Origin of the sequence: Novosphingobium ovatum, from assembly GCF_009909235.1 — a bacterium.
GTDB classification, from domain to species: domain Bacteria; phylum Pseudomonadota; class Alphaproteobacteria; order Sphingomonadales; family Sphingomonadaceae; genus Novosphingobium; species Novosphingobium ovatum.
On sequence record NZ_JAAAPO010000001.1, the window covers coordinates 659373 to 685470 of the forward strand.

Sequence of the window (26098 nt, forward strand, 5' to 3'; positions counted from 1 at the left end):
TGATCAGGCGGGCGTTTTGAGCCGCGGTGCGCCCATATAGTCACGCTTGGCCAGCGGCACGCCCTGTGCGCGCAGAATGTCGTACACGGTGGTCGCGTGGAAATAGAAATTGGGCATGACAAACGTGGCCAGCATCGCTTCGGCGGTGAAGTCCATCTGGGACATGCGGCCCTTGAAGCAGGCGTCCTTGCCCACCACGCCTTCGACCGCGGCGCGGTCCAGCGCGGTGATGCGGGCGATGGCCTGTTCGACATGGGCCTTCAGCGCGGCCAGATCATGCAGGTCATCGGGCATGGCGGGGACGAATTCGCCAGCAATCACACCTTCCAGCGCCCCGGCCGAGAACAGCACGGTCGCCTTTACCTGCATGGCCAGATCCCACATGTCAGGGGCCAGGCGGGCGGCCATCAGGTCGGCTTCAGGGATGCCTTGCGCGTCGGCATGGGCCTTGGCCTTGTCCATCAGATCGGCGGTGCAGGCCAGAATTTGCAGGCAGGCACCCGCCGTCATATCGTATAGCGAAATGGTCATTGCATTGTTTCCTTTTGAAAATTCGCGACTTGGCTGTGGTTACGGGGCCGGGCTGGGGTGATAGATCGGTGCCAGCGCGGCAATCACATCGCGCGCGATGACCGGCCGCTCGGCATAGGCCTCATAACCTTTGGGCACAGCGTTGGCATCAAACGGCAGGATGCGGATATCGGCGACATAGCCTTCGGGCATGCTCCAGCTACCATAGATCGACGTATGGGTCAGGGTGCGGGCGGTGATCCGCTTGTCCAGCATGGCAAAGCGGTCGTGGCCCGCCGCCAGCGTCAGTTCGGCGGCCTTGAGCAGCGCGAGTTCCTCGACCGTGGCTTCGGCGGCCTTTAGCCCGCCAAAGCTGACCTTGGTGACGGGGCCGTCCTGTGTGACGACAAAGCCATTGCCATCGTAATCGCCAAACAGCCCCTTGGCCTCGCGGAATTTGGGCAGGCGTTCGCGCGTTTCGGGGGCGGGCATCGCCTGATACAGCCGGTCCATCGGCAGACGGAATTTGTCCAGGGCGATGTCGGCGCGCGCCCGCATGGCGTTGATGGTGTTGCTTAATGGCGCCTTGGGGCCGTGGGTGGCATCGCGCAGCGTTTCCATCAGAAAGATGCTGCGCCCGTCGAGCGGCGGTGTAGGCTGCCCCGCCTTGAGCAAGGCATTAAAGGCGTCGTTATCACCCGCGCGGGCCGGCACCAGCAGGTCGAGCAGGCGCCGCGTCACTGCCGACTGGGCACGGAAACGCACCTGTTGTCCGCCCAGTATGGCGTGTGCATCGCGTTCGGCGCGCGGGCGGGAAGAACCATCGGCGCGCTTGGGCAGTTCGCTGCCCAGTGCCTCGATCCGTGTGTCGATTTGCGCCAGCAACGCCTTGGCCGCATCGTCCTTGCCGGTGGCGGCAAGGGCAAAGACCATCGCCTGATCGGCCTCCAGTTCATCACTGAACAACTGGACCAGCAGCGTATGGAAATGCTGGATCTGGAAACCGCCCTGTTGCGCGGCGGGCGGGGTAAAGTCCAGCTGTTGGCGGGTGGCGATCACCTTGGCCCAATCGCGCCGTTCGATGGCCAGTTGGAACAGCGCGCGGCGCGATTCCGGGTTCAGCGTCGCCTGACGGTCCAGCGCGGCATAAAACGCGTCCGCGTCATGCGTGGCCGACAGCGCCAGAAAGTCGCTGACCTGTTGCACGCGATAGACATAGGGGCGGGCGTTGCGGGTCTGGGCGGTCAGCGCCAGCACCTCGTCGCGGTGGCCAGCCTGCATCGCCAGATAGGCGCGCAACAACTGGCTGCCCAGCCCCATCGAGCGGGCATAGAGCGGCTCGGCGGCCTTTGCCGCGCTGTCGTCGGCGGCGTCGAGATCGCCCAGCGCCCCGGCGTTGTCCTGCGCGCTGAGCCTGTGGATGGCCCGGGCGCGCAGCAGGCTGGCGCGGCGCAGGTGGTAGGTTGGCGCCAGACGCGGATTGGCCAGCGCCCCATTGCAAGCGGCAATCCCCCAGCTTGAAAAGGCCGGCGTGCTGGCCGTGGTGTTGCCCGCCCCGGCCGCAGGGACGAACAGCCCCAGCCAGCCCATCGCGATGCGCGAAATGCCATCACCGTTCTCGTTAGGGGCGCCATAGCCGTCGCAAGCCTGAAACTGGCGCGGATCGTTGGCGGCCAGGGGCGGCTCGACCTTGTCGCGTGCCACATCCTTGTCCTGCGAGGGCGGCAGCGGGGTGAGGGCAACCGGCGGCGGCGGCACGACCGCAACAGGTGGGGGAGGTGGCACGACCGCAACAGGTGGGGGAAGTGGCACAGAAACCGGCGCAACGGGCGGCCGTGGATCGGCAAAAGCGGTACTGCTGCTGCACAGCACGGCCAACAGAGCCGTGATCCGGCCTTTGCGTATAAGCGTTGTCAAGACTGTCCCCCCAATTGCGGCACAGGCCGCATGTCACGGGTCAGTCATGGCATTCATGATATTGCTGCGTCAAACTGGATGTGTTGATCAGGGATTTGATCCGTCACTTTGCGGGTCGGCCATCTTGACCTTGTTGCGGCCTTCGGATTTGGCGCGATACAGCGCTTTGTCGGCGGCGCGCAGGGCGGTGCGGGGATCGGCAAAGGCAAAGACATCGGCCAGCCCGCAGGAAAACGTCACCTTGCCAAAGGGGGTGTCGGTGGCGCGGTTGACCATGTTGCGCTCGGCCATGGCCATGCGCGCATCGTCCATCAATTCCCACGCCTGATGCACCGACCGGCCGCGCAACAGCACGACAAATTCCTCGCCGCCATGGCGGGCAACATGGCAGCGGTCGTTCGATATCTTGGCCAGCGCCGAAGCAACGGTTTTGAGCACGCGGTCGCCCGCTTCGTGGCCATGGGTGTCGTTGATGCGTTTGAAATTGTCGATGTCGCAAAAGGCCACGCACAATTGCTCGCCCTTTTCGCGGGCGGCGGCATATTCGCGGGTATAGACCGTTTCAAAGGCCCGGCGGTTGGGCAGGCCGGTCAGATGGTCTTCCTCGGCGGTACGGCGGGCCTGTTCCAGACTGCGGCGCAGGGCGCGGGTCTGCAACACGCTGCGCGCCATTTCCTGTTCCAGACCACGGGTGCGGTCCAGCATGGCGCGGGCCAGATCGACCAGTTCGGCCACGCCGATGCCATCACCGCTGCGGATCACTTCACAACTGGCCTTGGCGCAGCTTTGGGCCGCATTGCCCAATTCGTCGACATGATCGGTCAGCGCGGCGCTGTAATCGCTGGCGGCGGATTTGGCGGCGGTGGTGGTGCGGCCGAATTCCTCGATATTGCTTTCCAGCTTGCGCATCATGCGCGAGAGGATTTCGCCATCCTGGCTGCGGCTTTCGCGGGTAGTCTGTTCCAGCCATTCCAGCGTGACGGCCTGACGCGACTGGATGCGGCGGTCGATTTCACGCATGATCGCGCCATCGCCGCCGGTCAGGTAATCATGCGCCACCGTCAGGGTAAAGCCACTGATTTCCAAGTCATGCGCCATCAGGAAATCGGTGATGTCGGTCAGCAGTTGCGCCCGCGTCATGCGCAAGGTGTCGGGCACCTCGCTGACCGGGGCGGCCTCTTCCTGTGGCGCAGGTGTGCTGGCCTCGGTCTGTGCGGTCCGCGCGGGCTTGCGGATCCAGTCGAGCAGGCCACGCGCCGGGCGGCCGTGGAGGGAGGGGTCGTGAGCGGTCATGCGCGACACAGAACGGTTGTTAACGCCAAGAGTTAAGGGCAGCGCGCGGAAAAAATGCGCCGCCCTCAGCGCGTGGACGGCGCGGGCTTGGTCAAGGGGGCGGGCAGCGGCTTGTCCCAGTCGGCCGGGGTCAGGCAGCAATACATGCCACGGGTGTGTGCGCGTTCCCGCAAATGGGCCGGAAGCCAATGACAACCCACCAGAATTCCTGACGAATGCTTGGCCCGCAAATAGGCCACCGGGTCCTGCACCGTGCCGCTCAGGATGCCCATCGTCACCGCCAGATGGTGCTGTGGCAGGCGCGCGCGCATATAGGTGAAATAGGTCGTGTCATCGATCAGCACATGGCTGGCGTTTTCGGGCGGGGGCAGGTGGCATTGCCGCGCCAGCGCCGTCAGGTCATCGCGCACCGCGCCATAGCCATACAGCGGCACCGACCAGAACTGGCTGTTGGCGACGATATAGCCGCGCGCCCGTGTGGCCTGTACCAGTGGCGTGCCGTAATAGCCGGCAACCAGAATGAGGCTCAACGCCATCAGCGGGGCAAAGGCTAGGGAGAGAACTTCGCCCGCCTGACGGAGCATCGGCCGGTTGTGCGGCGCGGCCAGCCCCAGCACGATCGAGAGCATCACCAGCGGCAGGACAAAGCTGGATTCATAGGCGTGCCGCACCAGTTGGCTGACCATCCACACCGATGCGCCGCCATACAGCAACAGCGCCAGCACCGGTTCGGGCGGCAGCACGCGGTGCCGCCATGCGTTCCACAGGCCCGCCAGCAGGCTGACCGCCCCCAGCGCCAGCGCCAGCGCCCAGATCGCCGCCATGCCGCCCTGCCAGCCATGCATCTCCTCGTCCGAGACGCGGTTGTGCGGCAGCCAGAAGGTCATCGGCTTGACCGTGGGGGCGGCCATGTCGACATATTTGTGCGGCCGGTAATTGGCGATCACATCGCCCAGAATCGCCAGTTTCGAGCGGTCCCCCGACACCATCTGCCCACCCAGATTTTCCTTGGCATGTGCGGCCGCGATGATCGGGTCATTGGGACAGGCCAGCCGCTGCGTCCAATAGCTCCACGAGGCGGCCGTGGCGGCAAACAGCAGCACCATCGCCAGCACCCGGATCGGCATCACCCGCCGCCCGCGGCTGGCAAACATGATCGCCCCGGCAAAGGCGGGGATCAGCAGTACCGCCTTGAAATGATAGGACAGGGCGATGATGCCCAGCGCCAGAATGGCCAATGACCGGCGCCATGCGGTGGCCGGGCTGTCGTCCCCCTCGGCATAGGCCGCGCCGGCAAAGGGGGCAAAGACATTGCCCGGACTGCGCCAGCCCTTGGCCGCGATCACCAGGGCTGCGGTGATGGCCAGCAGGATCGGCTGTTCCGGGCGGCTCCACACCAGCAACAGCGGCAGCACGCCAAAGCCCATCAGCGAGAGGGCGATGATCGCCATCACCTGCCGCTGGGCCGTGTCGCGCCCGATTCGTCCGATCAGGCGCAGCACCAGCCACACCCACACCAGCATATAGCCCACGCCCGACACCCGCACCCAGAACGGATCGGGCAGCAGCGTGTTGAAAAAGGCCGAATACCACCGCACCGGCCACATGAAGAACGGTGGCACGGCCAGCGTGTTGGGGCCGCACTGCTCGGCGTAGAGCTTGTCCAGCCCGTCCAGCCCGGCGCGTTCCTGCAACCGCCAGCCCACCTCGTCGCTGTAGAGCGGCAGCGCCATGCCGCACAGCAGCGCCAGCATGAACAGCGCCACCACGCCTTTGCGCAGCAGGTCGAACAAGGTGCCGGGGGAGCGGGTCATGGCTGGGGCGGTGCGCCTGAAAAGCGGGAGGGGCAAAAGATCACCGCCGGACAGAACATGGGCGTTCCATCCGGCGGCAAGGCATCAGGTGATGGCGGCGGCGCGAATCAGCGCACGCGCGGATTGCCAAACGGCAGCGGCGGCGGCGGGCGGCGATGGCCGCGCGGCAATTGCGCCTGATAGGCGCGGCCGCAATGCTCGACGCAATAGGGGAAACCGGGGTTCACCTTGTCGCCGCAGAAGTGGAAGTCAGGCTCACCGGGGTGGCCCATGGGCCAGCGGCAGATGCGGTCGTTCAGATCCAGCAGGCTGGTCTTGTCGGCGATCTCGGGGCTGGGCTTGGCCGGGACCAGACGGCGCGGGGGCGCGGGCGGGATCGGGGCTTGCTGCTCACCGGGGCCCTGACGCAGGAACCCGCCCGGCCCGACCGAGACGATTCGCGGTGCGGGCGGCGCGGGCGGCGCATCGGACGGAGCGGCAGGGGCGGCGGCCTGAACGGGCGCTGCGGGCGGCGGCGGTGCCACAGGGGCGGCGCGCGGCGCGGGCGGCGGCGTGGGCGCGGCCGATGGCGCGGCGGCCTGCGACGCAGGGGCGGGCGCGGGTTCGGCCGGTGGAGGCGGCGGGGCGGCCGCACGGGCGGGCTTGGGCGCGGGGGCCTCGTCCTCGCTGCGTTCGGCGGCCTTGACCGGGCTGGGGCGGGCCTTCAGGCCCAGACGGTGCGCCTTGCCGATAACGGCATTGCGGCTCACCCCGCCCAGCTCTTCGGCGATCTGGCTGGCGGTGGCGCCACCTTCCCACATCTTGGTCAGCTTTTCGATGCGTTCTTCGGTCCAGCTCATCGGGTTTTCGCAACTTCTCTATAGGCCGGCAAACCGCCAAGGCTTGCCACGCGTGAAACCCTCCGATAGTCGCCTGTGTATGGCCGATCAACCCCGCTTCACCACCGGGCCGCTGCCCGATGACGCCCTTTCCGCTGATTCTGCATCCGGCGCTGCCGTTTTGCGGCATTTTCCCGCGCATGGAGAGCCCACGATCCATGGCGTCAACTGGTTGGGGCTGTGGACGCTGTACTCCAAAGAGGTGCGGCGATTCATGAAAGTCCAGACTCAGACCGTCTGGGCGCCCGCGATCACGACCCTGCTGTTTCTGGTGATTTTCTCGCTGGCGATGGGGCGGGGGGACCGCTTGGTGCTGGGGGTGAATTTTGCCACCTTCATCGCGCCGGGGCTGATCGCGATGGGGATGATGAACAACGCCTTCCAGAACGCCTCGTTCAGTTTCCTGTCGGGCAAGATGATGGGGACGATCATCGATTTCCTGATGCCGCCGCTGTCGACCGCCGAACTGATGGTGGGCATGGTGGCTGGCGCGATCACGCGCGGCGTGATGGTGGCGCTGGCGCTGGGCGGGGCGATGCTTTTGTGGCCGGGCGTGTCGTTGGCCATGGCGCATCCCTGGGCGGTGGTGTGGTTTGGGTTGAACGGCGCGCTGCTGCTGGCGTTGATCGGGCTGCTCTCGTCGATCTGGGCGGAAAAGTTTGATCACAATGCGGCGATCACCAATTTCGTCATCCAGCCTTTGTCTCTGTTGTCGGGCACGTTTTATGTCATCGACAATCTGCACCCCGCGTTTCAAGCGATCAGCCGGGTGAACCCGTTTTTCTACATCATCTCGGGCTTCCGCTTTGGCTTTCTGGGGCAAAGCGACATTGGCGCGACCAATATGGCGGTGCTGCACGGGGCGCTGGGCATCGGGTTGCTGAACGCGGCGGTGGCGGTGGTGACCTATTACGTGCTGCGGTCCGGTTGGAAGCTGAAGGGCTGAACCACACCTGACGCGCTGACGCAAAAAGACCCGCCGTGGCGTTCCAGCCCGGCGGGTCTTTTTTGTTGCACTGCGGCGGTCGAGCCCGCGTTACTGGCTAAAGGCCGCGCGCAGGCGGTAGCGTTCGCCGTCGAACTGCTCAAACACCTCGTCCAGATGGGGGTGGTCGATCGGCCCGCCATCGGCGTCGGCAACCAGGTTCTGCTGGCTGACATAGGCGATATAGCTCTGTTCTTCGTTTTCGGCGAACAGGTGGTAATAGGGCTGTTCACGCGCCGGGCGGCGGTCCTGCGGGATCGATTCGTACCATTCCTCGCTATTGGAAAAGACGGGGTCGACATCGAACACCACGCCGCGAAAGTCATGCTGGCGGTGGCGGACCACATCACCGATGCCAAACCGCGCGCGTGAGGCGCGAGGCATATCGATGTGTCGGCCCGCCTGCGGGGAGAAGAAGCTGGCGCGTTCCATATGGCGAATATAGGTTTTGTGCGGGCGCGAAACAAGCGACCACACAGGAAAATCACGCAAGCGAAAATAAGGGCTTGGCAAGGGGCGATTCGTTGGCTAGAGGGCGGCTCCCGACCGGGACGAAGCCCTTGCGGTTTCATCCAAAACCTCTGCGGAGAGGTGGCAGAGTGGTCGAATGCACCGCACTCGAAATGCGGCATACTCGTGAGGGTATCCAGGGTTCGAATCCCTGCCTCTCCGCCAATTTCTCATCCACATGCATGCGTATGGCTCTAGAATGAGCCGGAAACCCAAGGGTTTCCGTGTGTCATTCATCCACATGCGTCTCCATTTGTCCTCATGCATCCACGCCGTGCTATGGTTTGATCTATGGTATGCGATTCGGGTGATATGGTATGGCCGGTCTGACGGACACGCGGCTGCGCAATGCGAAGGCCACGGGTAAGGCCTACAAGCTGACGGACGGCGAGCAGCTCTATCTGCATGTTTCGGCCACCGGCGGCCGATCATGGCGGATGAACTATCAGTTCGGCCGAAATGGTCAGGGAAAGCCCGCGCAAAAGACGCTGACCATCGGTCCATACCCAGCGATATCATTGAAGGATGCGCGCGCGGCGCGCGACGTGGCCAAGGCTCTGTTGGCGAAGGGCGTCGAGCCCAAGCCCTCCGACCTGTTCCGCAAGGGCGATGCCGCCCGAATGACATTCGGTGAGATGGGCCGCGCCTGGTATAAATTGCAGGCCAAGCGCTGGTCGACTGTTCATGCCCAGAACGTTCTCGATCGGCTTGATATCGATGTGTATCCCTATCTGGCCGCGCGTCCTATCACTGATATCACGGCTGCCGAGGTATATGCGGTCCTTCAACGCATCGTCGATCGAGGCGCTATCGAGACGGCGCACCGGGTGTGTCAGCGGATCAGTGCCATTTTCATCTATGCGGTGGCGAAGGGTGAGGTGCTGAATGATCCGGCGGCAAAGCTGGTCATCGCCCTACCGCCCGTGCCGAAATCTAAAAAGCAGCCGGCGATTATCGATCTGGATGCCCTGCGCCAGTTGATGGTCGACTGTGAGGCCGAACGGTGTCGCGCCAGCACCAAGCTGGCGCTGCGGTTCCTTGCCCTGACGGCCGTGCGCGCGAACGAGCTGCACGATGCGCGCTGGAGTGAAATGGAAGGGCTGGATGGCGATGCGCCGCTGTGGCGCATCCCGGCCGCGCGGATGAAGGGGGACAAGGACCGAAAGGCAGAGGAGGATGGCGATCACCTTGTGCCGCTGGCGCCCGAGGCGGTGGCGATCCTGCGGTGCATGGAACAGTTGACGGGTGATCTGGAGTTGATCTGGCCCAGCGATCGGCATCCGCACAAACCGATGTCAGAGAACACGCTGCGCGCCCTGTTGATCCGCGCCGGCTATTACCAGCGGCATGTCCCGCATGGTTTCCGTTCAGCCTTCTCGACGATCATGAATGAGCGCTGCGAACGTGCATGGCGGGACGCTGGTCACAAGGGGGCATCGCCCGATCGCGCGATCATCGACCTGATGCTGGCGCATGTCCCCAAAGATCAGGTGGAGGGCGCCTATAACCGGGCATCCTATATGGACCGGCGGCGCGAATTGGCCTGTGAATGGGCGCAGATCCTGATGCAAAGCATGTGGCCGCCAGAGGTCCACATGGGGCAGCCGATCCGCTGGGCTGCGTCGGGGCCGGGCAGGCCCCGACGATAGGTTTCAGGATTGGCGCTCTCGTATCCATGCGTCGACATCGGCCACATGCCAGCGGGAGCATTTAGAGCCGAGGCTGATCGGCGCGGGAAATTCACCGCGCCGCACCTTGGCATAGATATACGATCGAGACAGCGTGGTCCGCTCCATGACATCCGTGATGCGCAGGAGCCGGGCATTACCGGTATTATTCAACCTTCACTCCTTGGCATCAGAATGGCAGCCAATGCGCCTCGGCCCGAAACTTCGCGATGTTGACGCGGCGTTTATGCCGCTTAACAATTTTGCGGCGCGGCAGGGGGCCTTCTGTGGTCCAGCCCCAGCACTCTGGGCTGGGGTATTCTTTCCAGAATTGCAGGGCCGATGCGAACCCGATGCTATAGTTCCGGTGCCGCTTGCGGGCGGCTTCCTTGATCTCATAGCGCCGCCTTGCCATCCGGCTGCGGGCATTCGGGGGCGCATCGCCGTAACGTGGTGTGCGGATCATTGCTTCCCTCCAGTCAGACTTTCCAATCCGGCGGCCCTTTCTTCGTCCAGGCGCGCGGCGGCCTTGGCCATCCAAGCGTTCAGCATCTTGGGGTGGGTGCCGCTGGTGCAGGTCACCTCCACCCCGGCACAGCGCAGCCGTTCGGTGCCGCAGGCATAGCCATAGGTCGCCCGGTGGTTCGCCTGAAGAGACCGGATGATGCCCAGCGGATGAAATCCCGCCTTCGCCATCTCTGCCGCGTGATCATAGGCCGCCAGCAGCCGCTGGCGCATGGTGTGGGTGAGGGGCTTAGGCATCGGTTTTGCCCTCCAGATCGGCCACGAAGGCTCTCGCATCGAGAATGGCTTGATCGTGTTCTGCTTTGGCCTTCCCGATTTCTTCGGCCCGTTGGAAAGGATGAAGGCCAGCCCAGCGCGGGGTAGGCGCCTGCAGTGCTTCATTGGTCGTCAGGCGCATGGCCAAACGCGAAATCTGCCTCCCGCCTTCCTGTAGGCGCAGGTTTATTGTCTCAATAACCTTGTCGATCGCACGCTTATTGAATGATGCGACTTGGGTCGGATCATCCAGTGGGATTGAGATTTTGCGATCAGCCAACCAGCATCCTTCGGTGTCGCAGTATGCGTAGGGATTAAATTTGCTCTTGTTCCGCGCCATCTCCTCTCCGCAAAATGGGCAGCGCTTTAACTGGACGTGACAAGATTTAGGCATTTGCGGGGCTTCCTGTTGTTAGAGTTCGACCCACCACGGGGCCGGTTTGGCCGGTGGTGGGGTTGGTTGGGAGGTGGTGGTTGGCGCGCCGGCCATCTTTGCCCGCAGGCGGGCGGTGGAGGCGTTCAGGCGCGCCCATGCGCGGCGGCGGGCCAGTTCCTGGGCGGCGGTATCCAGCGAACAGCCCAGCTGCATCGCCAGTTCAAAGACCGCGCGGTGTTCGCGCAGATGTTCCGCCCTGGACTGGCCCTTAGCCATGGCAGGCCGTGATCATCCGGGCGCGGCGGCGGCTGTCAGTCAGGCGACCGGCCGCGTTGCGGTGGTATTCGCTCATATACAGCCGGTGGGTCAGCTGGTCGGCCTCGGCGCGCTCCTCTGGCGTCAGGGGGCGGGCCATGCGCATGGCGTCCAGCGTGGCGATGCGCGCGCGCAGCTGCGCAGCCCTATCAGCCCGGCTCACTGGCCGTCGCCCTTTGGCAGATCGATGGCGCAATCGGGGCAGAATGCGAAATGCATGTCGCCATGGGCCTCCACCTGCCAATCGTGCGGCAGGTGGCCGGGCTTGGTGAAGGCCTCGGCTTCGCACCCGGTGCAGATGACCAGCGCGATGGGCTGGGGGATAGGGCGGCCAACCGCGCCGGGTGACAGGCGGGAATGGGTGATGGGATGCGGCATGGTGCGATCCTTTCAGCGGATGATGGTGGAGAGCGCGGCCCAACCGGCGGCCAGCAGCCAGCGGCCGGGGAAGGCCCAGAACAGGAAAAGGAACAGCGCCATCCCGGTCCAGCCGTGGCGGGCCATACGGTGATCAGACGGGTGGGGATGGGCGTTGACGCACCGGTGACAGGCGCAGTCCAGCGTATGCAGTTTAGCGTGCATGATTGCCTCCAGCTTGAAAGAAAGTGCCCGCGCGCAGTTCGTGGTTCAGGCGGGCGATGGAATGGGTCCGGCGTTCCGGCAGAAGGTGCCAGCGCATGGCGATCACCAGCTGCGCCGCGTCGGCCAGATCATCGGTAAAACCGCCTGCATCGCGGGCGATGTCGGCGATGGTCTGGATGGCCCGGTCCAACAGATCGGCGCGGGCGGCCAGCGTGGTCAGCGGTGCCGGGGCACCTGCGCCGCTGATGATCCATTGCCAATCGGCCACGATGGCCCGGCATGTATCGATCTCGGCCTGCGCCGCGTCGGCGCCGATCTGACCGGCCCGCACCATGTCGGGATAGCGCCGGGTGCGTTGGGCCAGCATCCGCTCGGCCATCTCCAGCAGGGCCGGATAGTCATGGCGTCGCGCGGGTGGGTCTTCGGCCTCGATGCCGTGCCACACGCGCAGGGCGGGCGGGCTGATGTCATAGCTGACGCGGCCGGGCGCGGTGGGCGCGGCGGCCGGGCGGCGGCGGGGCGCGGTCATATTACGCGCTCCTGACGCTTGGGCTGTTCAAACACCCAGCATTTGACGCTGCGCCCGGCGGGGTTGTTCACCGCCTTGGTCGCCAGCCACTTGCGCGATTTGCTGCCGCGCAGGGCCTTGCGCAGGGTGTCCATATCCGGGGTGCTGATGCCCGCGTGGCGGCAGCGCGCCTCGAAATCGTTCAGGCTGATCGCCATCAGGCTCTCGGCATCGCGGTGCTGGTTCAGGCTCTTTCCATCGCCGTGATCGGTCGCGCTTTCGCGGCTGATCAGGTAATCCACCTTCTCCCAGAATGAAGCCACGGTCGGGTGATCGCCGCCCGCGCTTTCCTGACGGTCCAGCGCCATCGCGTCGACCAGTTCCAGCGTTTGCGCCACCCATTCGGGGCGCATCGCAGGGAACAGGCCGGGCAGGCATTCCACGGCGGCGGCCAACTGGGCGTGGCACATGATCGGTCGGGCATTGTGCAGGCCCGCCACCCGCTTGGGCATCTCGGCATCGTGGATCTCGAACCGCTTGAAGAAGTGGTCGAGATATGCCGCCTCTTGCCGGACAACATGCACGATGGTCCCGCTGACATCAGTCAGAGGCCAGCGCTTAAGCTTCGTCGCGGCTTCTTTGGTCGCGGGCGACCATGATGCCTTGTCGATGCGCATCGACATCAGGCGTTCCAGCACGGCCGGAATGCCGTCGATCCGCTCGTTCTGCATCAGATAGATCGAGCCTTGGAACGGGGGAGAGTAGGTTTCGTATCCCCCCGTTTTCGCGCCGATGGTGCGCGGTGCGCGGCCATTATACAGGACCAGCAGCTCGTTATAATCGAACTGCGCCTGACCGGTGCGCTTATCATCGTCGCGGCGGCCCTCGATCAGGCCGACCGGCAGTCCTGACACCTTGACCAATTCGCGGGCCATACCGGCGCGCGTGGTCTTGTTCGGGTCAAAGCCTTCGTATTCCAGCCTGCCGAACAGCCGCCAGAGGAATTCCACCAGTGTGGATTTCCCCGCGCCTGCCTCGCCCGTGATTTCCAGAAAGCCGAGCGACCCATCCCTTTTTCGGATCTGCACCGCAAACAGGCTCATGGTGAAGAATGCGAGTGCGACCACGCCCTTCGCTCCCCACGCCGTCCACAGCAGAGGGAGCCAGTCGAATTTCAGCCGATCGGGATCATAGGTGATGTCGAGCAGACGCTCGGCGCTACGCAATTTGACCGCAGATTTTCCAAAGTCGAAATATTTGTCAGCATTGACCTGCTCAATGCGGCCATTTCGCACCGCCAGATCGCCCAGCACCCAAGCCTCGTCCTCGCGGCTGTATCCGGTGAAGGCGATGGGGCGCACGACCTTCAGCCGGCGCATCTGGGTTCCCATGATCCGGTCCAGCTGTTCGCCAGAACCTTTCCACATCCCGGCAAACGCCATCAGCCGTTTCTTGAACTCGCTGCTGTTGGCACATGCACCGTGGGTAAAGCGCGCCTTCACCGTCGGTTGATCAGGGAAATCGACCTGTAAGAAATAGTTCGTCTCATCCTCGATCTCGTCGCGTTCGCGATACAGCAGGCGGAATGCGCAGTTGGCGATCTCCTCCACCTGCACCCGGCGTTTGGGCGGATCGCTGTCTTCGTCGAATGTGACCTTGGCCCACCACAGCCGGTTGCCGTGGCGGAATTCGAACGCGGCCACGGCAACCTTTTGGTCGGCCATCAGGATGGCCTTTTCGCGGGCGGTTTTGGCGATGGTGATCGCCCCGTTATAGCGATAGGTCGCGAACGCCTCGTCGCCCATCGGGTCTTGGCCCTCGCCATCCCAATCCAGATGGCGCAGCAGCAGGTCGTTCCAGTCCAGCTTGGTGCCCTCGCCATCGGGGCGCACCTGCATCGCCTCGGCTTCCCAGCCTTCCTTTTTCGCTCGATCGACAAAGTTTCGGGTCCATTTGACCCCGGCCGCGCCGACATCAAAGGCAAAGACCAGACGCGGGAAATCCTTGCGGCCGATGCGCACGCATTCGGCGCGCAGTTCGGCCAGCCAGCGATCCGGCCAGACGTTGACCGACATGGCCGACACGGCCACCCGGTGCACCTGTGTCAGGGCCGTCGCGTCAAAAATCCCCTCGGCGATCAGGATTTCATCGGCGCGGGCCTGCACCTCCAGCGTGGTGGCCGGGGGCGCCCAAACGTGGCCCTTCCAGCTGCCGCCATAGGTGAAATGGGCCTTCTTTTCGAACCGGCCCGGCTTGTCGATGATCCGTTCCCAATGGGTCTCGCCCACCTTGAACCGCACCGTCGCGCTGGTGGCGCCGGTCTTCTGATCGCGGAACAGCTCCTGCGTATAGCTGCCGCGCAGCAGGCGCAGATCCAGCCCGCGTTCGTGCAGCAAATAGGCGTCAGCCGTCGCGGTGGGATTTTCCGGGGTGGTGGGGTGGCGTTTCGACCAATCCTCGAACAGGTCGGGCAACTGATTGCGGACGGTGTCTTCCCAGCCGCATTTTTCGATCCGGTTGCACTTGATGACCTTGGGGTCTTCGGCGGCGCAATATGCCTCCATTTTGCCGCATTGCGGGCATTTGCCCTCCTGCATCCACGCGCCCCGCGTCTTGCGGAACTGAAACCGGGCCTTCAGGCCCTTGATGATCTCGTCTGACAGGTTCACCGGCCGCGCCCCCGGATCAGGGCCGTGGCATAGGCGGCGATGGCCATGGTCAGGCCCGCGCCCTGCATCACCGGCGCGGCCCATGGCCACATGCGGCAGGCATGGATGATGATCAGCAGCGCGGCCAGTGTGGCCGCCAGCATCAGCGCGGCGCGATAGGCGGCCACGGCCATGTGGCGCATCGCCGCGATCTGGCGTTCCATCCGATCGATGGCGGGATTGACCGGTGGCGCCATCGCGGCGGTGTCGATCATATATTGGGCCGGGTTTTCGTAGGACAAAGCATCCCCCTCGGCGGGTTTGCCGCCGTGTGTGGTGTCAGAATTTCGGGTGGTGGTGGCCGGACTGGATCAGCCCGGCGGGGCAAACATGCTCAACTGATCATCGTCGTCCGCGCCGGGGCGGGGCGGCATGATCTGTGGCACGCGGTCACGCGGGCATTCGGTCAGGTGCAGGCCGGGGCGCGGGGTGCGGCTGCGGGTATAGGTGTGGGTGAAGGTCAGCTCCATCGCGCCGGTGGTGCCGCATCCGGGGTTGCTGCAAATCACATCCATCGTTTTGACCGTGTGGGTCATGCGTTCAGACCGGCGGATGATCATCGGCGCGTCGCAATCGGGGCATGTGGCGAATGCGCGGTCCTTGGCCAGCGTGCCCCCGCTGCGCAGGCGCATTTCCAGCGGCGCGTGGATCAAAGGGCGCGCGCGCAGGTGTCCTTCGCCGCTCATTGCGCCGTCTCCTTACGCTCGGCCGCGTTCAGTGCGGCGATGCCGTTGGTCAGGGCCTCGATGGCCTGTTCCGCCTCCACCTTTGCCCGCATACGGATGCTGGCGGGACAGTTGGGCGTGGTCGCCTCTATCATGGCGCTGATGGCCTCGCCGGCTTCCTTTGCCGCCATGCTGCTGGCGTGGGCCAGATCGGCGTGATGTTGCCGCCCGGCCAGATCCAGCCGCAGCGTCATCAGGCGTTGGAACGGCGCATGATCACCGCCATGGTCCATATATGCGCGGTCCAGCCGTTCGGCATCGATCATGCGGATTTCGGTCTCGCAATCGGGATCGGACCAGTACCGCACCATGCGTTCGGTCACGCCACAGATCGCGGCGCACCGGTCCCAGCCCAGCCGGGCGGCCACCTTTGTCAGGGTGTGGTGATAGGTCAGGGGTTCGCGGCGCTTTGTCATGCGGCGGCTCCCTTCGGAAAGTCTCGTCCATTGAAATGGGCGCGCGATGTGGTTTGATCTACACCATACCAGCGCCCGACAGGCGGCAGCTCGATGGGGTAGATGTCTGGGCGCAGATGGTGGCGCGAAACGCCGGTGGCGGCCTCAACGGCCAAGACGTGTTCGGCGGGGAGGCGCTTGGAGCTTTGAACCCATTTCCAGACCGCTGTGTGAGATGTGCCTAATTCCCGTGCCAAGGCGGATTGCGATCCTGCGCGATCCACCGCCAGCATGAGGGCTTCGTAAGGGGTGATGTCTGCAACCATGGTTGAAGGTATGAAATCCACCTTGGCTAATGTCAATAGCCAAAGTCACATGGGGCAGTCCTGCAACTTCGGTTGTAGGGTGCTGGCGATGATTCGACCCGACCGCCTTCAGGCCGCGCTAGAACGCAGGGACATGAGCCAGTCGTCATTGGCGCGCGCGGCAGGGATCAGTGCGAACATGGTCAATAAATTGATCAATGGCCGCGCGAAAAGTTCGTCCCATATCTATGAGATCGCCACGGCGTTAGATGTGTCACCAGCCTATCTATCCGGTGAGGTCGAGGATTTTGGCGAGACTGGTGTGACGCGCATCATCGCGCCAGTTGATCATGATTTGGTCGAATTACCGGAATTGGATCTGGCCTTTGGCATGGGCGCCACCTTCATGGACATGCCGGTCACGGCCCAGCGCGCACAATTTTCACGCCGTTGGTTGCAGAATTTCACAACTACATCTCCTGACAAATTATACTTTGCGCGGGGGGCTGGCGACTCGATGATGCCGACCATTCTGGATTGCGACATTCTGCTCATTGATACCTCCGAAACCACAATGCGCGTGGCGGATCAGATTTGGGCGCTGTCCTATTGCGGGCTGGGGATGATCAAGCGGCTTCGTTATACAAAGGACGCTGGGGTGCGGATCATGTCCGACAACCCCCATGTCCGCGAAGATGTCGCCTATGACGGCGAATTGCACCTGCTGGGCCGGGTTGTCGCTATCGTTCGGAAAATCTGAGGGGGCATTGTGGGCATTCGGTCGTGGCTCGGTGAAATCAAAGCGAAGTTAGACGCCGCCGCATTAGAGAGCAAAAAGCGAGAGCAGGAGCGAAAAACGAGCCTTGCGAAAAAGCGCGAAGAGGATCGTCAAGCTGAGGCGCTGATGGTCGAAATACGCGCGAAATGGGCCATAGACGAGGCGAAGGGGACGGATGGCAGACTGCAAGAGCACTATGATGCCATGCAGGCCGGAAAAATCTCGCTTGAGGACTATAAATCGCAAATTGAGCTGGAGATCGATCTGGCAAAAATCGAGATTGAAAGCCTTCGTAATTCGCGCCGGGATATGGATCGTGACGATTACGAGGCACAGCGAGAAAAGGCGGATGAGGATCTTGAAGCTGGAAAGTGGCGCCTCGGGTGGGTGAATAGACAGATCCGTGAAAAAGGGGATAGGCCTGAATGGATGGGTAAATCTGGGAAGTGGGCCAGATTTCAGTACGCCGATGCAGATGGTGAAATCAAAACGCACGACATATCCATGTGGAAGGCATATTCAAAAGAAGTGCGCGGCTGGGTGAGAAAGTCAAAAAGTGAGGTTGGGTTTAGCTACGACAAGATTACCAATTGGCAGGCAGGATAGTAGCCAAGCCCCCTCAAACGTCAGCTTTTGCGTCATGCCGCTGGCGCCGATGCAGGTTTCGATGCTGTCGATCAGCTATCTAGATCGTGAGAATATCTTGTGCCCAAAAAGCCAGAGTGGAATGAAACCCCTTGCCCTTGGTGCAAGGAACCCATTGCGATCGCGGCGGTGCGTTGCCCGCATTGTCAGCAGACATTTACTGATGCCGAAATCGTTAAGCGGAAAAGCGATCACCGCACTGCGTTTGGGCTGGGCTGCTTATTGCTGTTGCTAATTATTGGGGCGTTGTCGTGGTGCACCAGTCGTTCGGATAATGATGAACCCATTACAATCGCCACTTCGTCGGCGGCACCTTCGCCTTCGCCGGTCGAGGCAGAAGTGAGCGATGCAACCCTGCAGCAAGCGAGGACCGAGGCCGAGGCGAATTGGGAACAGATCCTACTGCCCAAATACGCACCAGAGGCGCCGGTCACAGGATTGTGTCAGGACGCGATGTGCGAGACCACTAGGGTGAAGTTTTCGCGCAGTGACTGGCCTAAGGCGTGGCGTGGTGATTATCAGGGGCAACGCAATGCGGCGTATTGTCGCACCACGGGTTGCGATGGAGCCGTGATAATTGACAAGATCGATGGATGTGCGTGGCGCTTGGTGATCGGCAGTATGAATGCCGTGGCTGCGCAGGACGTGGACGCGTCCAGTCTGGTGTCAGATTGTGGGCGATTGAATGAGACCAGCCGTGAAATGGCGGCAACCAAGGCAGACACATACATCACTATGATCAAACGGGGACGCCCCTAAGCCCCCTCGAACGTCAGCTTTTGCGTCATGCCGCTGGCGCCCATGTGGGTTTCGATGCTGTCGATCAGCCATTTGGTGGCGGTGACGGCATCGGACCAGCCCGACAGGGTGACGCGCTGATTTGGCCGCAGCGTGCAATCGGCCAGCCCCAGATCATATTCAAACGTCCGTTTGCCCCGCGCGCGCTGTGACGCGGCGGATTTGGCGGCCTGTTCCGCCTCGGCCTTGGTGGCATAGACGCGTTTCAGGCGGTGGCGGTTATCGCCCCCCGTCGATACCGTTTTGCGCTGGCCGGTGGCGTGGTCGTGGTATTGCGCCTCTGCGCCATCCTGTGCGTTGCGGTCGGCCGCGACGAAACGCCATGCCCACCCGGCGTTACGGGTGATGGTGGCGGCGGGGATCGTCTTGCCGCTGGCCGTGGTTTCGCTGCCCATGGGCATGAACACCAGCCGCCGGTCCTTCCACGTGGCTAGTGCGTCAAAACGGCGGCCCAGATCCTGAACTAGCGCCATGTCCGATTTGTTGTTCTGTTCCAGCGATGCAATGGGCAGGGCGGCCAGATCGGGGTGGATGCTGACCGTGCCATTGTTGCGCGTGGCGATTTCGGTCAGGACCGCGCCCAACGTGGTGTCATGCCAGGCGCGCGTGCGGCGGCGCGATGCCGTGCTACCCAGATCGGTGGCGCGGGCGCGGATGGTGATCTTGTCCGGGGGGCCGCTCTCCTCCACCTCGTCCACCTTGAACCGGCCCTTGTTGATCAGGCCGATGGCCACCTGTTCGCCACTGGTCCATCCCATCTCCAGCTTCAGGATCTTGCCCTTGGGCGGGGCGGGCAACCGGCCATCGTGGTTGTGCAGCGTCAGCTCCAGCGTGTCGGCCTCGCCTCCGCGCTTTTCCGACAGGGTCATTTCGATCAGCCGCGGATTGACGCCGCTGGCCAGATCGGTGCCATCGGGCAGGGTCAGGCGGATGGCGGGGACATTGGGCTGCATCAGGCCATCCGTTTTAGTTCAAGGGTAAAGGCGATGGCGCGCGGGATGCCGCCGGCCATGATCGCCTGATAGGCCCGATCCAGACTGATGATCGCAAAATGGCCCAGCACATTGCCCATGCCGTCTAGCAGCGGCCAATAGGCGCCGGTGTCGGCCATCTGTTCCAGCGTGGTCAGGGCCGAATATGTGCCCGCGATTTCCGGGACGACGATGCCAGACAGGCTTACGGCGGTTTCGCCCGGCCCGACGAATTGCGATGCGGGCAGGGCCATGAACCGTTCGGTCTGTTCATGGCGCCACCCGATGCGATGGGTGAACGTGTCATAGGCGGCGGTGTCCATGCCAAACACAAACATGCCCAGCGTCATCAGATGCGCGGGCGACAGGGCGGCCGATGCCATCAGCGGCCCCCATCATGGCTGGACCGGGCGCGCACGCCGGTTTTCTGTTCGATCCGCCGGATCACCGCATCGGCCAGCGCGTCCACAGATTGCCCCGCCGCGCCATAGACCTGAATGGTGATAGGCCCGGCGGTGGGGGCGGGGCCGCTGGTGATGCCTGCGCCCCGTGCCGGGGTGATGCGGCCCGCGCCGATCATCGGCGGGGTGCCCGCCGCCGCCACACCATTGGCCATGCGCCGCGCCGACAGGATTGGATCGCCCGCCCCGCCATCGATCCCGCGCGACAGGCCGGTGGTGATGTGCCCGCCCATCGCCAGCATCAGGCGCGATGGTGATTTGATCCCGAAGAAATTCTTGAACGCGGTGATGCCGCTGCGCGCGATCTGGATCAGCTTATTCGCCAGCAATGCCGGGTTTAGCGCCAGCAACAGCCCCTGCATCATCATCGATCCCAGATTGGACAGCCAGTCCTTGGCGGCAGTTAGCTTGGCGGTGACCCATGCGATGCCCTGATTAAACGCGGCCTTGATCGTGTCCCAATGGGTATAGATCATATACCCAGCCAGTCCGACCACCGCGATGATGCCGACGATGGCTGCCACAACAGGATTAGCCAGCATCATCATGCCAGCCTGCATTACCCCGCGTGCAAGGAACAGCGCGCCGGTACGTAGGATCGAGAACGCTGTGCCTGCGATCGATGCCGTGCGCGAGGCGATGGTGGCGAACGTTCCCAACTCCTTTGCTGTTCGGAACAATTTGATCGCATCGGCGATGGGGCCGATCAGCCCGCCAAACACCCATTGCAGGCCGCCCACCGCGATGCGTGCGGCCACCGCGCCGCCAGCCAGCATCATCAGTGTGGAGGTGAGGCCGGGGTTGGCCTGGGCAAATTCACCCACCGCCGTCATCATGCCGGTGGTGGCATCCATGAACTGCGTGGCGGCAGGCAAAAAGCCGTTGCCCAGGACAATGCCCAACCGCTGTACCGATCCCATGAAATCGCGCCATTTGACCGTGGCATCCTGCGCCTCACGCTGGGCAAAGGCGCGGTCGGTGGTGCCGTCCGCCTTGCTGATCTGGGCGCGCATCTGGCGGTATTTGTCCATGTTGGGGATCAGGGCCTGCAGGGCCTTTGTCGATTGCTCCTCGCCAAAGAAATTGCCGATTTTTTTCAGGTCGCCCTTGGTCGCGCGCTGTGTCAGCAGGGCGATCTCTTCCAACGGGGTGATGCCTTTTTTCGCGGCCTTTTCCATTTCGGCGAAAACGTTGATGCCCACCTTTGCGAATTTTTCGACGGTGTCGGGGGCGTAAATTTTGCTCAGCAACCCGCTGATATTGTTCGCTGCCTCATCCGCATCGCGGGCGGACGAGAACGCGATCTGCAGGGCGGCGGACAGGTCGGCCACGGCGGGTGTGCCCTTTTGCCCCAGCGCGCCCATCTGCGCGGTCAGGCCGGGGAAATGCCGGGCCATGTCCTTTACCTCAAACGCCCCCGCGTTGCCCGCCGCCGCCATGATGTCCAGCGCGCGCGATGTTTCGGCAATCGGCACCTTCAGGTTGTCGATATTGGCATAGGCCGCCGCCGCGCCATCGGCCAATTCCACCTTGAACGCGGTGCCCAGACGGCCAATGGCGCCCACCATCTGCACCGCCTGTCGCGGGTCCATGCCGCGCGATGCCAGCACATCGACGGCGGCGCGCATATCCTCTGGCATTTGGTGCGCGGCCTTGCCCAGGCGCAGGATATTGACCGTCATCGCCGCTGTTTCGGCGTTGGTCAGGTTCGCCTTTTGCTGGATGTCGACCATGCCGCTGGAAAAATCCATCGCCTGCTTGCTGGCCAGAATGAAGGGCGTGGCCATCCCCACGCCGCCCATCATGTTGGCCGACCCGCGATCGCGCATTTCGGCGCCATGGCGCTGCATCGTGCGGTGATCGGCGCTGATCACGGCCAGACGCTTTTGCCGTTCCAGCTGGGCGTTCACCCTTGCGATCTCGGCCGCCAGCTGACGGTGCTGCGCCATCAGTTCGGTCATGTTGGCGCTGTTGCTTTGGATGCTGGCCGCCAGCTTTTTCTGCAGGCTGCCCATCTGGTTATCCAGCTTCTTGGTCTCGCCGGTCAGCGCCTTGATCGATTTCGACCCATCGCGACCCAGCCCGACGATGCCTTTCATCGTGCCGGTGATTTTGTCGATGCTGATGAAATTGACCAGCAGGGACAGCTTCTTGTCGCTCATGGGGCGTCCTTTGGTGGTGGGTTGGCCTTTTGCCAGCGGTCCAGCGCCAGTTCGTGCCAGTGCAGCAATTCGTCACAGTCCAGCGCGCGCAGATCGGCCAGCGGCCAATGGAAAATGAACGCGATATCCGCGATCAGATCCCAGACATCTGTTGCGCGATCATCGCCTCGAACGCCTGCCGCTCGGCCTTGGTCATAAAAAAATCGCGGAAGGCACCGGCGCATTCCATCAGATCATCGCCGTCCAGATTGCGCGCCTCGACCTTGGTCAGGGTGGGTTCGGAAAAGCGTGTCACCAGCTCGATCACGGTTTTGGTCTGCATCATGCCGATGTCGGGCATCGACAGGCCGTCCAGCTCGAACGCCTTGGGCTTGCGCAGGGTGATTTGGGTGATCTGGGTCGATCCGCGCTGGATGGGGTCGGTCAGGATGATGGTGTGCGTGCGCGGACGCGGCGCGGGGGCGGCGGCATCGGCAATGCTGGCATCGGTGGCCGGTTCGGTGGGGATGGGCGTGTCGGTCATGTGCGGGGCCTTTCATGCGGATTGCGGGGCGGGATGGGGGCGGTGACCAAGGGCAGATGGCCACCGCCCCACCGGCACGCGGCGCCCCGCAACAGGACCGCGCGCCGGATCTGATCAGGATCAGCTGGTGATGATCGCCATGATCTCGGCATAGCGATCGATGCCGCCGACGATGAAAACGCCGTTCAGCATGTCGATCTCGACCTCGGTCGTGCCGTCGACCACGCGGCGGTAATAGTTCAGCGGCAGCTTGAACTTGTGCTCGGTGCCGTCTTTTGGCTTGGCCTTGCCAAAATCGATCTCCTGAAACCGGCCGCCCATATAGATTTCCACCGCCTGGGCGGCGCTGCCGTCATCGGATTGATAGGCCCCGACAAAGCGCAGGCGGGTGCCCTCGATGTCGGTGGTGCCGAAATTGCGGATCAGCTCGACCACATGGCCCGACATGGTGGCGCTGGCCTCCATCGCCTCCAGCCCGCGATCGACCTTTACCGGGCCGATCATGCCGCCATTGCGCATGTCCTCCATGGCGATGGCCAGCTTTGGCTCCTCGAACTCGGACGCGATGCCCAGATAGGACGCGCCGTTGCCATAGATGTTCCAGTTTTTGCATTCGCGGGGCAGGCCCATCGCGGTATCCTTTCAGCAAAGAGGGGGAGGGGACAGGCGCGCCCGTCAGGCGTTCACCGCATCGGCAAAGCCGGTGTAGAAAATGTCGGAAATGTTCAGGTTGACCGTCGGATTATCCAGCGGCGCGCAGGGGGTGAACTCGATGCGGAACTTGGGGCGGCCCGCCGCCAGCTCGGCCGAGGTGTTGGCGTCCTCGTCGAAATAGACCTTGGCCCCCATGACGCGCCCGGCGGTCTTTTCCGCCTTGTAGGCCTTGTTCGCCGTCTCGAGCAGATCCTTGATCAGGGCGACGGTCATCGGCTTGTCGAAATAGGGGAACACCACGGAGATCAGGATGTCCTGCAGCGCGTGCAGGGTGCGCACCGCGCTTTCGAACCGGTATTCGGTCTGATCCGCCCCCGCGCAGGTGGTGTTGCCCCAATAGCGATAGCCGCCGCCATAGCGCACCAGCGTCACGATATCGTGGCTGTTCAGCACGCCTGCCTCGGTGCTGGGGTCCAGCAGGTCGAAATGCACGTCATGCGTCAGGCCGGTCACGCCGCTGATGGCGACGTTGCTGATCGTTTTGTGATAGCCCTGCGTCTCGTCGATCATGGCGCGCAGGGCCAGCGCGCGGGCGGTGGCATCGCCCACAAACGTGCCGGTGTTGGGCCAGATCAGCGTCAGTTCGCGGTCGGCAAATTCATCGCGATAGGCATTCACGGCGGCCGCATCGGCCCCGATGGCGCGGGCATATACGCGCCCGCGCAGGCGACGGGCGGCAATGGCCAGTTCGGCGGTTACCTCCTGCGTATCCAGCCCCGGCGCGCCGATGATGCGTGGGCGCACGCCCAGAATATGTTCGGCCGCCAGCAGTGCCTGAATGCCGGTGTAGTGGTTGCCATCGGTGCCGCCGATGACATTGGCGTTGGTCGCCGCCTCGGTCTCGCCAGCAGCCACGCGCACCACCACCAGGACGGGCGTGGTGATATCGCCAATCGCCTCCAGCGTCGGGGCCAGCGTGCCGCCGGTGCCTGCATTGCCCAGCGCCGCATCGATGTCGGTGACCAGCACCGGGGTGTTGAGCGGAAAGGCCGCGTCCAGCGCCGTGGTGGCCGCGCCAGCGGCGGCCGTGGCGGTGGCGATGATGCCGATGGTCGACATCGACACGGGGCTGGTGGTGCGGGCGCTGGTGGCGCTTTCGGTCAGGGTCAGGCCGTGGGTCATGGGGGGCAGTCCTTTAGCTGGAGGCGGCAGAGCGGCGGATGGGGATGGTGAGCTGGGCCAGCTGGGTCTTGCTGGCCTGATCGGTCAGGGTGCCGGTGATCTGGATCGACAGGTTGCCAGCGGCGGGCGTGCCGCCGATCTGGACGCGGGTGAGCGTTATGCGCGGCTCCCACTGTGCGATTGCCGTGGCGGTGGCCGCGCGCATCAGCATGGCGGTGGCGGCATTGATGGGGCGGTCCATCAGTTCGACCAACAGCGAGCCATAATCGCGCAGCATCACCCGCGTGCCGATGGGCGTGGACAGGATATCGCCGATCGACTGCGCCAGATGCGCATTGCCCGACAGGGCCGTTCCGGTGGAGGCGTCCATTCCGTTCATGCGCGCACCAGATGGCATTCGCGCGCGCAAGGCCAGCGGGCGGGGCGGTAATGGCGCGCTTTACCTTTGCGCCGGTCTGGGGTGCGGGTCAGGCGGCGGGCGGATCGGTGGTGCCGCCCCCGCGCTGGATACCCGCGTGCCGGTGGCCCTTCAGGCTGATCCCGGCGGCGGTGACGTCTGTGTCGGCGCTCAGCGTGCCGGTGACATGCACATTGCCGTCCAGCGTGATGGTGGCGGCGCGGATCAGGGCGGTGGCACCATCGGGCAGTTCCGCGTTCAGGGCATGGGTGGCCGGGTCATAGCTGATGCGGGCGCCGTCCTCATACTCGGTCAGATCGCCGGTGGTTGATCCGGGCGGCGGGGCGTTGTCATTGTTCAGCCCCAGCAGCGCGACCGCGTTGCCGATCTGCCCATCGGGCGTCAGTAGCACGACCTCCTCGCCCTCGTCCGGGGGCGACCATTTGCGCGTCTTGCCCGCGCGCATGGCCAGCCAACGGATGGGCGGGGTTTCGACATCGCCATCGTCTGCATCAGGATCGCCAAACCGCACCCGGCATCGTGGCGGGTTCATCGTGACCTGTGTGACCACGCCCAACCGGATCAGCGTGGACGGGTCGAGCGGGATGTCTTCGTCGCTATCCATGGGCGCAGGCGTATCATCGGCAGGGCGCGCGCGGGGCGGGGTGGGGCGGTAATGGGCGGGTTTACCTGCTTTGAGATCCCTACCGTCCGGTAAGTTCAACATCTAATGAATTTCGTGCAATTGCCGCAATCATTTGAAATTTCCGTTTTCAAATGATAAAAAATGCATAAATAGGCGATGGTATAGCTTTAGCCTGTAAGGATTGTTGTCTTCTCTGCCTAATCCCAACATTGCGCTGTTAAAGCAGTCATTCGCAAGTGCTTTCATGTGGCCGATGCATTCGCTTTCTATGCGATAAAATCGTTCAGTCCATCGGCGTAGATCATGCTCGTTGCTTTCCGGTGTTACATGCAGCTCAAAAAGAAGCTCATTCCACTGAGATAGCCAGCGCTCATGAATAGCTGCATTGCGATCTATTTGACACACAATTTGCAGTACCCCCAAAAACGTCAGGCAAAGTGTGATGATTTTTGCCCATAGCGTTTCGGTTCCGAAAAGGCTTGCAAATGCGCCAGCACCGCCAAAAAGCGTTGCCGCGGACATGAAAGCACTCGCCCGAGCTAAAAAGGCGGCGCGACGACGGTGATAGCGAGCGGATACTTCGGCCCAGAATTCCAAATCGTCGCGCGTCACG

General features: G+C 63.4%; 35 protein-coding genes and 1 tRNA gene. 6 read left to right on the forward strand and 30 right to left on the reverse strand.

Features of this window, described 5'->3' with window-relative positions; all coding sequences use genetic code 11:
* Positions 1-3: 3 nt before the first annotated feature.
* The 5 genes from GTZ99_RS02930 to GTZ99_RS02950 all read right to left on the reverse strand — a co-directional run bounded on the left by GTZ99_RS02930 (position 4) and on the right by GTZ99_RS02950 (position 6373).
* Positions 4-531, reverse strand: a complete 528-nt coding sequence (locus GTZ99_RS02930) for a DUF1993 domain-containing protein (RefSeq protein ID WP_161716770.1) — start codon at positions 529-531, stop codon at positions 4-6.
* A gap of 39 nt (positions 532-570) precedes the next feature.
* Positions 571-2214, reverse strand: coding sequence for a hypothetical protein (locus GTZ99_RS02935; protein ID WP_161716771.1), 1644 nt, complete (start codon positions 2212-2214; stop codon positions 571-573).
* 300 nt (positions 2215-2514) lie between these two features.
* Entirely contained in the window at positions 2515-3720 is a 1206-nt protein-coding gene (locus tag GTZ99_RS02940) for a GGDEF domain-containing protein (protein ID WP_161716772.1), read from the reverse strand.
* 65 nt (positions 3721-3785) lie between these two features.
* Positions 3786-5534 carry a hypothetical protein gene (locus tag GTZ99_RS02945; protein WP_161716773.1) on the reverse strand — a complete coding sequence of 583 codons (1749 nt, stop codon included), beginning with the start codon at positions 5532-5534 and terminating at the stop codon, positions 3786-3788.
* A 107-nt stretch (positions 5535-5641) separates the two neighbouring features.
* Positions 5642-6373 carry a GcrA family cell cycle regulator gene (locus GTZ99_RS02950; protein ID WP_161716774.1) on the reverse strand — a complete coding sequence of 244 codons (732 nt, stop codon included), beginning with the start codon at positions 6371-6373 and terminating at the stop codon, positions 5642-5644.
* A gap of 79 nt (positions 6374-6452) precedes the next feature.
* On the opposite strand from GTZ99_RS02950, the gene GTZ99_RS02955 reads away from it, so the two are divergent.
* Positions 6453-7358, forward strand: coding sequence for an ABC transporter permease (locus GTZ99_RS02955; protein WP_161716775.1), 906 nt, complete (start codon positions 6453-6455; stop codon positions 7356-7358).
* Between the two features lie 90 nt (positions 7359-7448).
* On the opposite strand, the gene hspQ is transcribed toward GTZ99_RS02955, so the two are convergent.
* Positions 7449-7829, reverse strand: coding sequence for a heat shock protein HspQ (gene hspQ, locus GTZ99_RS02960; RefSeq protein WP_161717044.1), 381 nt, complete (start codon positions 7827-7829; stop codon positions 7449-7451).
* A gap of 153 nt (positions 7830-7982) precedes the next feature.
* On the opposite strand from hspQ, the gene GTZ99_RS02965 reads away from it, so the two are divergent.
* Positions 7983-8072 (forward strand) — tRNA-Ser (locus GTZ99_RS02965).
* Between the two features lie 152 nt (positions 8073-8224).
* A complete protein-coding gene (locus tag GTZ99_RS02970) occupies positions 8225-9556 on the forward strand; it encodes a tyrosine-type recombinase/integrase (RefSeq protein ID WP_161716776.1) in 1332 nt (443 codons plus the stop codon).
* Positions 9557-9559: 3 nt separating this feature from the next.
* Here the strand turns inward: GTZ99_RS02970 and GTZ99_RS02975 are convergent, their stop codons facing one another.
* From GTZ99_RS02975 to GTZ99_RS03040, 14 genes are all read right to left on the reverse strand, one after another.
* Positions 9560-9748, reverse strand: coding sequence for a helix-turn-helix transcriptional regulator (locus tag GTZ99_RS02975; RefSeq protein WP_227711036.1), 189 nt, complete (start codon positions 9746-9748; stop codon positions 9560-9562).
* A 16-nt stretch (positions 9749-9764) separates the two neighbouring features.
* A complete protein-coding gene (locus GTZ99_RS02980; RefSeq protein ID WP_161716777.1) occupies positions 9765-10040 on the reverse strand; it encodes a hypothetical protein in 276 nt (91 codons plus the stop codon).
* Positions 10037-10336 (reverse strand): hypothetical protein, encoded by a 300-nt coding sequence (locus tag GTZ99_RS02985; protein WP_161716778.1) that lies wholly within the window; start codon positions 10334-10336, stop codon positions 10037-10039. The genes GTZ99_RS02980 and GTZ99_RS02985 overlap by 4 nt, the downstream gene beginning before the upstream one ends.
* Positions 10329-10694 (reverse strand): hypothetical protein, encoded by a 366-nt coding sequence (locus GTZ99_RS02990; RefSeq protein ID WP_227711037.1) that lies wholly within the window; start codon positions 10692-10694, stop codon positions 10329-10331. The genes GTZ99_RS02985 and GTZ99_RS02990 overlap by 8 nt, the downstream gene beginning before the upstream one ends.
* Positions 10695-10766: 72 nt before the next feature.
* Positions 10767-11006 (reverse strand): hypothetical protein, encoded by a 240-nt coding sequence (locus tag GTZ99_RS02995; protein ID WP_161716780.1) that lies wholly within the window; start codon positions 11004-11006, stop codon positions 10767-10769.
* Complete coding sequence (locus tag GTZ99_RS03000) at positions 10999-11208, reverse strand: hypothetical protein (protein WP_161716781.1); 210 nt, start codon at positions 11206-11208, stop codon at positions 10999-11001. The genes GTZ99_RS02995 and GTZ99_RS03000 overlap by 8 nt, the downstream gene beginning before the upstream one ends.
* The gene (locus GTZ99_RS03005) at positions 11205-11423 is read right to left on the reverse strand and encodes a hypothetical protein (RefSeq protein WP_161716782.1); all 219 of its coding nucleotides are present in this window, start codon (positions 11421-11423) and stop codon (positions 11205-11207) included. Before GTZ99_RS03005 ends, GTZ99_RS03000 begins: the two co-directional genes overlap by 4 nt.
* 12 nt (positions 11424-11435) lie before the next feature.
* Positions 11436-11627, reverse strand: a complete 192-nt coding sequence (locus GTZ99_RS03010; protein ID WP_161716783.1) for a hypothetical protein — start codon at positions 11625-11627, stop codon at positions 11436-11438.
* Positions 11617-12156: a hypothetical protein gene (locus GTZ99_RS03015; protein ID WP_161716784.1), complete on the reverse strand. Its 540-nt coding sequence runs from the start codon at positions 12154-12156 to the stop codon at positions 11617-11619. Before GTZ99_RS03015 ends, GTZ99_RS03010 begins: the two co-directional genes overlap by 11 nt.
* Positions 12153-14804: a bifunctional DNA primase/helicase gene (locus GTZ99_RS03020; RefSeq protein WP_161716785.1), complete on the reverse strand. Its 2652-nt coding sequence runs from the start codon at positions 14802-14804 to the stop codon at positions 12153-12155. Before GTZ99_RS03020 ends, GTZ99_RS03015 begins: the two co-directional genes overlap by 4 nt.
* Entirely contained in the window at positions 14801-15058 is a 258-nt protein-coding gene (locus tag GTZ99_RS03025; RefSeq protein ID WP_161716786.1) for a hypothetical protein, read from the reverse strand. The genes GTZ99_RS03020 and GTZ99_RS03025 overlap by 4 nt, the downstream gene beginning before the upstream one ends.
* A gap of 96 nt (positions 15059-15154) precedes the next feature.
* The gene (locus GTZ99_RS03030) at positions 15155-15529 is read right to left on the reverse strand and encodes an ogr/Delta-like zinc finger family protein (RefSeq protein ID WP_161716787.1); all 375 of its coding nucleotides are present in this window, start codon (positions 15527-15529) and stop codon (positions 15155-15157) included.
* Positions 15526-15984, reverse strand: coding sequence for a hypothetical protein (locus GTZ99_RS03035; RefSeq protein ID WP_161716788.1), 459 nt, complete (start codon positions 15982-15984; stop codon positions 15526-15528). The genes GTZ99_RS03030 and GTZ99_RS03035 overlap by 4 nt, the downstream gene beginning before the upstream one ends.
* Positions 15981-16289 (reverse strand): transcriptional regulator, encoded by a 309-nt coding sequence (locus tag GTZ99_RS03040; RefSeq protein WP_161716789.1) that lies wholly within the window; start codon positions 16287-16289, stop codon positions 15981-15983. Before GTZ99_RS03040 ends, GTZ99_RS03035 begins: the two co-directional genes overlap by 4 nt.
* Between GTZ99_RS03040 and GTZ99_RS03045 the strand changes: the two genes are divergently transcribed.
* The 3 genes from GTZ99_RS03045 (at position 16276) to GTZ99_RS03055 (ending at position 18450) form a co-directional block, all read left to right on the forward strand.
* Complete coding sequence (locus tag GTZ99_RS03045) at positions 16276-17028, forward strand: XRE family transcriptional regulator (protein WP_161716790.1); 753 nt, start codon at positions 16276-16278, stop codon at positions 17026-17028. The two genes, GTZ99_RS03040 and GTZ99_RS03045, sit on opposite strands and share 14 nt — an antisense overlap.
* A gap of 9 nt (positions 17029-17037) precedes the next feature.
* Positions 17038-17652 (forward strand): hypothetical protein, encoded by a 615-nt coding sequence (locus tag GTZ99_RS03050; protein WP_161716791.1) that lies wholly within the window; start codon positions 17038-17040, stop codon positions 17650-17652.
* 99 nt (positions 17653-17751) lie between these two features.
* Positions 17752-18450, forward strand: a complete 699-nt coding sequence (locus GTZ99_RS03055; protein ID WP_161716792.1) for a hypothetical protein — start codon at positions 17752-17754, stop codon at positions 18448-18450.
* On the opposite strand, the gene GTZ99_RS03060 is transcribed toward GTZ99_RS03055, so the two are convergent.
* From GTZ99_RS03060 to GTZ99_RS03105, 10 genes are all read right to left on the reverse strand, one after another.
* Complete coding sequence (locus GTZ99_RS03060; RefSeq protein WP_161716793.1) at positions 18447-19442, reverse strand: contractile injection system protein, VgrG/Pvc8 family; 996 nt, start codon at positions 19440-19442, stop codon at positions 18447-18449. The two genes, GTZ99_RS03055 and GTZ99_RS03060, sit on opposite strands and share 4 nt — an antisense overlap.
* Positions 19442-19843: a phage tail protein gene (locus GTZ99_RS03065; RefSeq protein ID WP_161716794.1), complete on the reverse strand. Its 402-nt coding sequence runs from the start codon at positions 19841-19843 to the stop codon at positions 19442-19444. Before GTZ99_RS03065 ends, GTZ99_RS03060 begins: the two co-directional genes overlap by 1 nt.
* Complete coding sequence (locus tag GTZ99_RS03070; protein ID WP_161716795.1) at positions 19843-22083, reverse strand: phage tail tape measure protein; 2241 nt, start codon at positions 22081-22083, stop codon at positions 19843-19845. The genes GTZ99_RS03065 and GTZ99_RS03070 overlap by 1 nt, the downstream gene beginning before the upstream one ends.
* A complete protein-coding gene (locus GTZ99_RS16720; protein ID WP_201742342.1) occupies positions 22080-22307 on the reverse strand; it encodes a GpE family phage tail protein in 228 nt (75 codons plus the stop codon). The genes GTZ99_RS03070 and GTZ99_RS16720 overlap by 4 nt, the downstream gene beginning before the upstream one ends.
* Positions 22217-22606 (reverse strand): phage tail assembly protein, encoded by a 390-nt coding sequence (locus GTZ99_RS03080; protein WP_161716796.1) that lies wholly within the window; start codon positions 22604-22606, stop codon positions 22217-22219. The genes GTZ99_RS16720 and GTZ99_RS03080 overlap by 91 nt, the downstream gene beginning before the upstream one ends.
* 120 nt (positions 22607-22726) lie before the next feature.
* Complete coding sequence (locus tag GTZ99_RS03085; RefSeq protein WP_161716797.1) at positions 22727-23236, reverse strand: phage major tail tube protein; 510 nt, start codon at positions 23234-23236, stop codon at positions 22727-22729.
* A gap of 45 nt (positions 23237-23281) precedes the next feature.
* A complete protein-coding gene (locus tag GTZ99_RS03090; RefSeq protein WP_161716798.1) occupies positions 23282-24442 on the reverse strand; it encodes a phage tail sheath subtilisin-like domain-containing protein in 1161 nt (386 codons plus the stop codon).
* 13 nt (positions 24443-24455) lie between these two features.
* Entirely contained in the window at positions 24456-24821 is a 366-nt protein-coding gene (locus GTZ99_RS03095) for a GPW/gp25 family protein (RefSeq protein ID WP_161716799.1), read from the reverse strand.
* An 88-nt stretch (positions 24822-24909) separates the two neighbouring features.
* Positions 24910-25464, reverse strand: a complete 555-nt coding sequence (locus GTZ99_RS03100; RefSeq protein WP_161716800.1) for a phage baseplate assembly protein V — start codon at positions 25462-25464, stop codon at positions 24910-24912.
* Positions 25465-25593: 129 nt separating this feature from the next.
* Positions 25594-26097, reverse strand: a complete 504-nt coding sequence (locus tag GTZ99_RS03105; protein ID WP_161716801.1) for a hypothetical protein — start codon at positions 26095-26097, stop codon at positions 25594-25596.
* Position 26098: the final 1 nt, after the last annotated feature.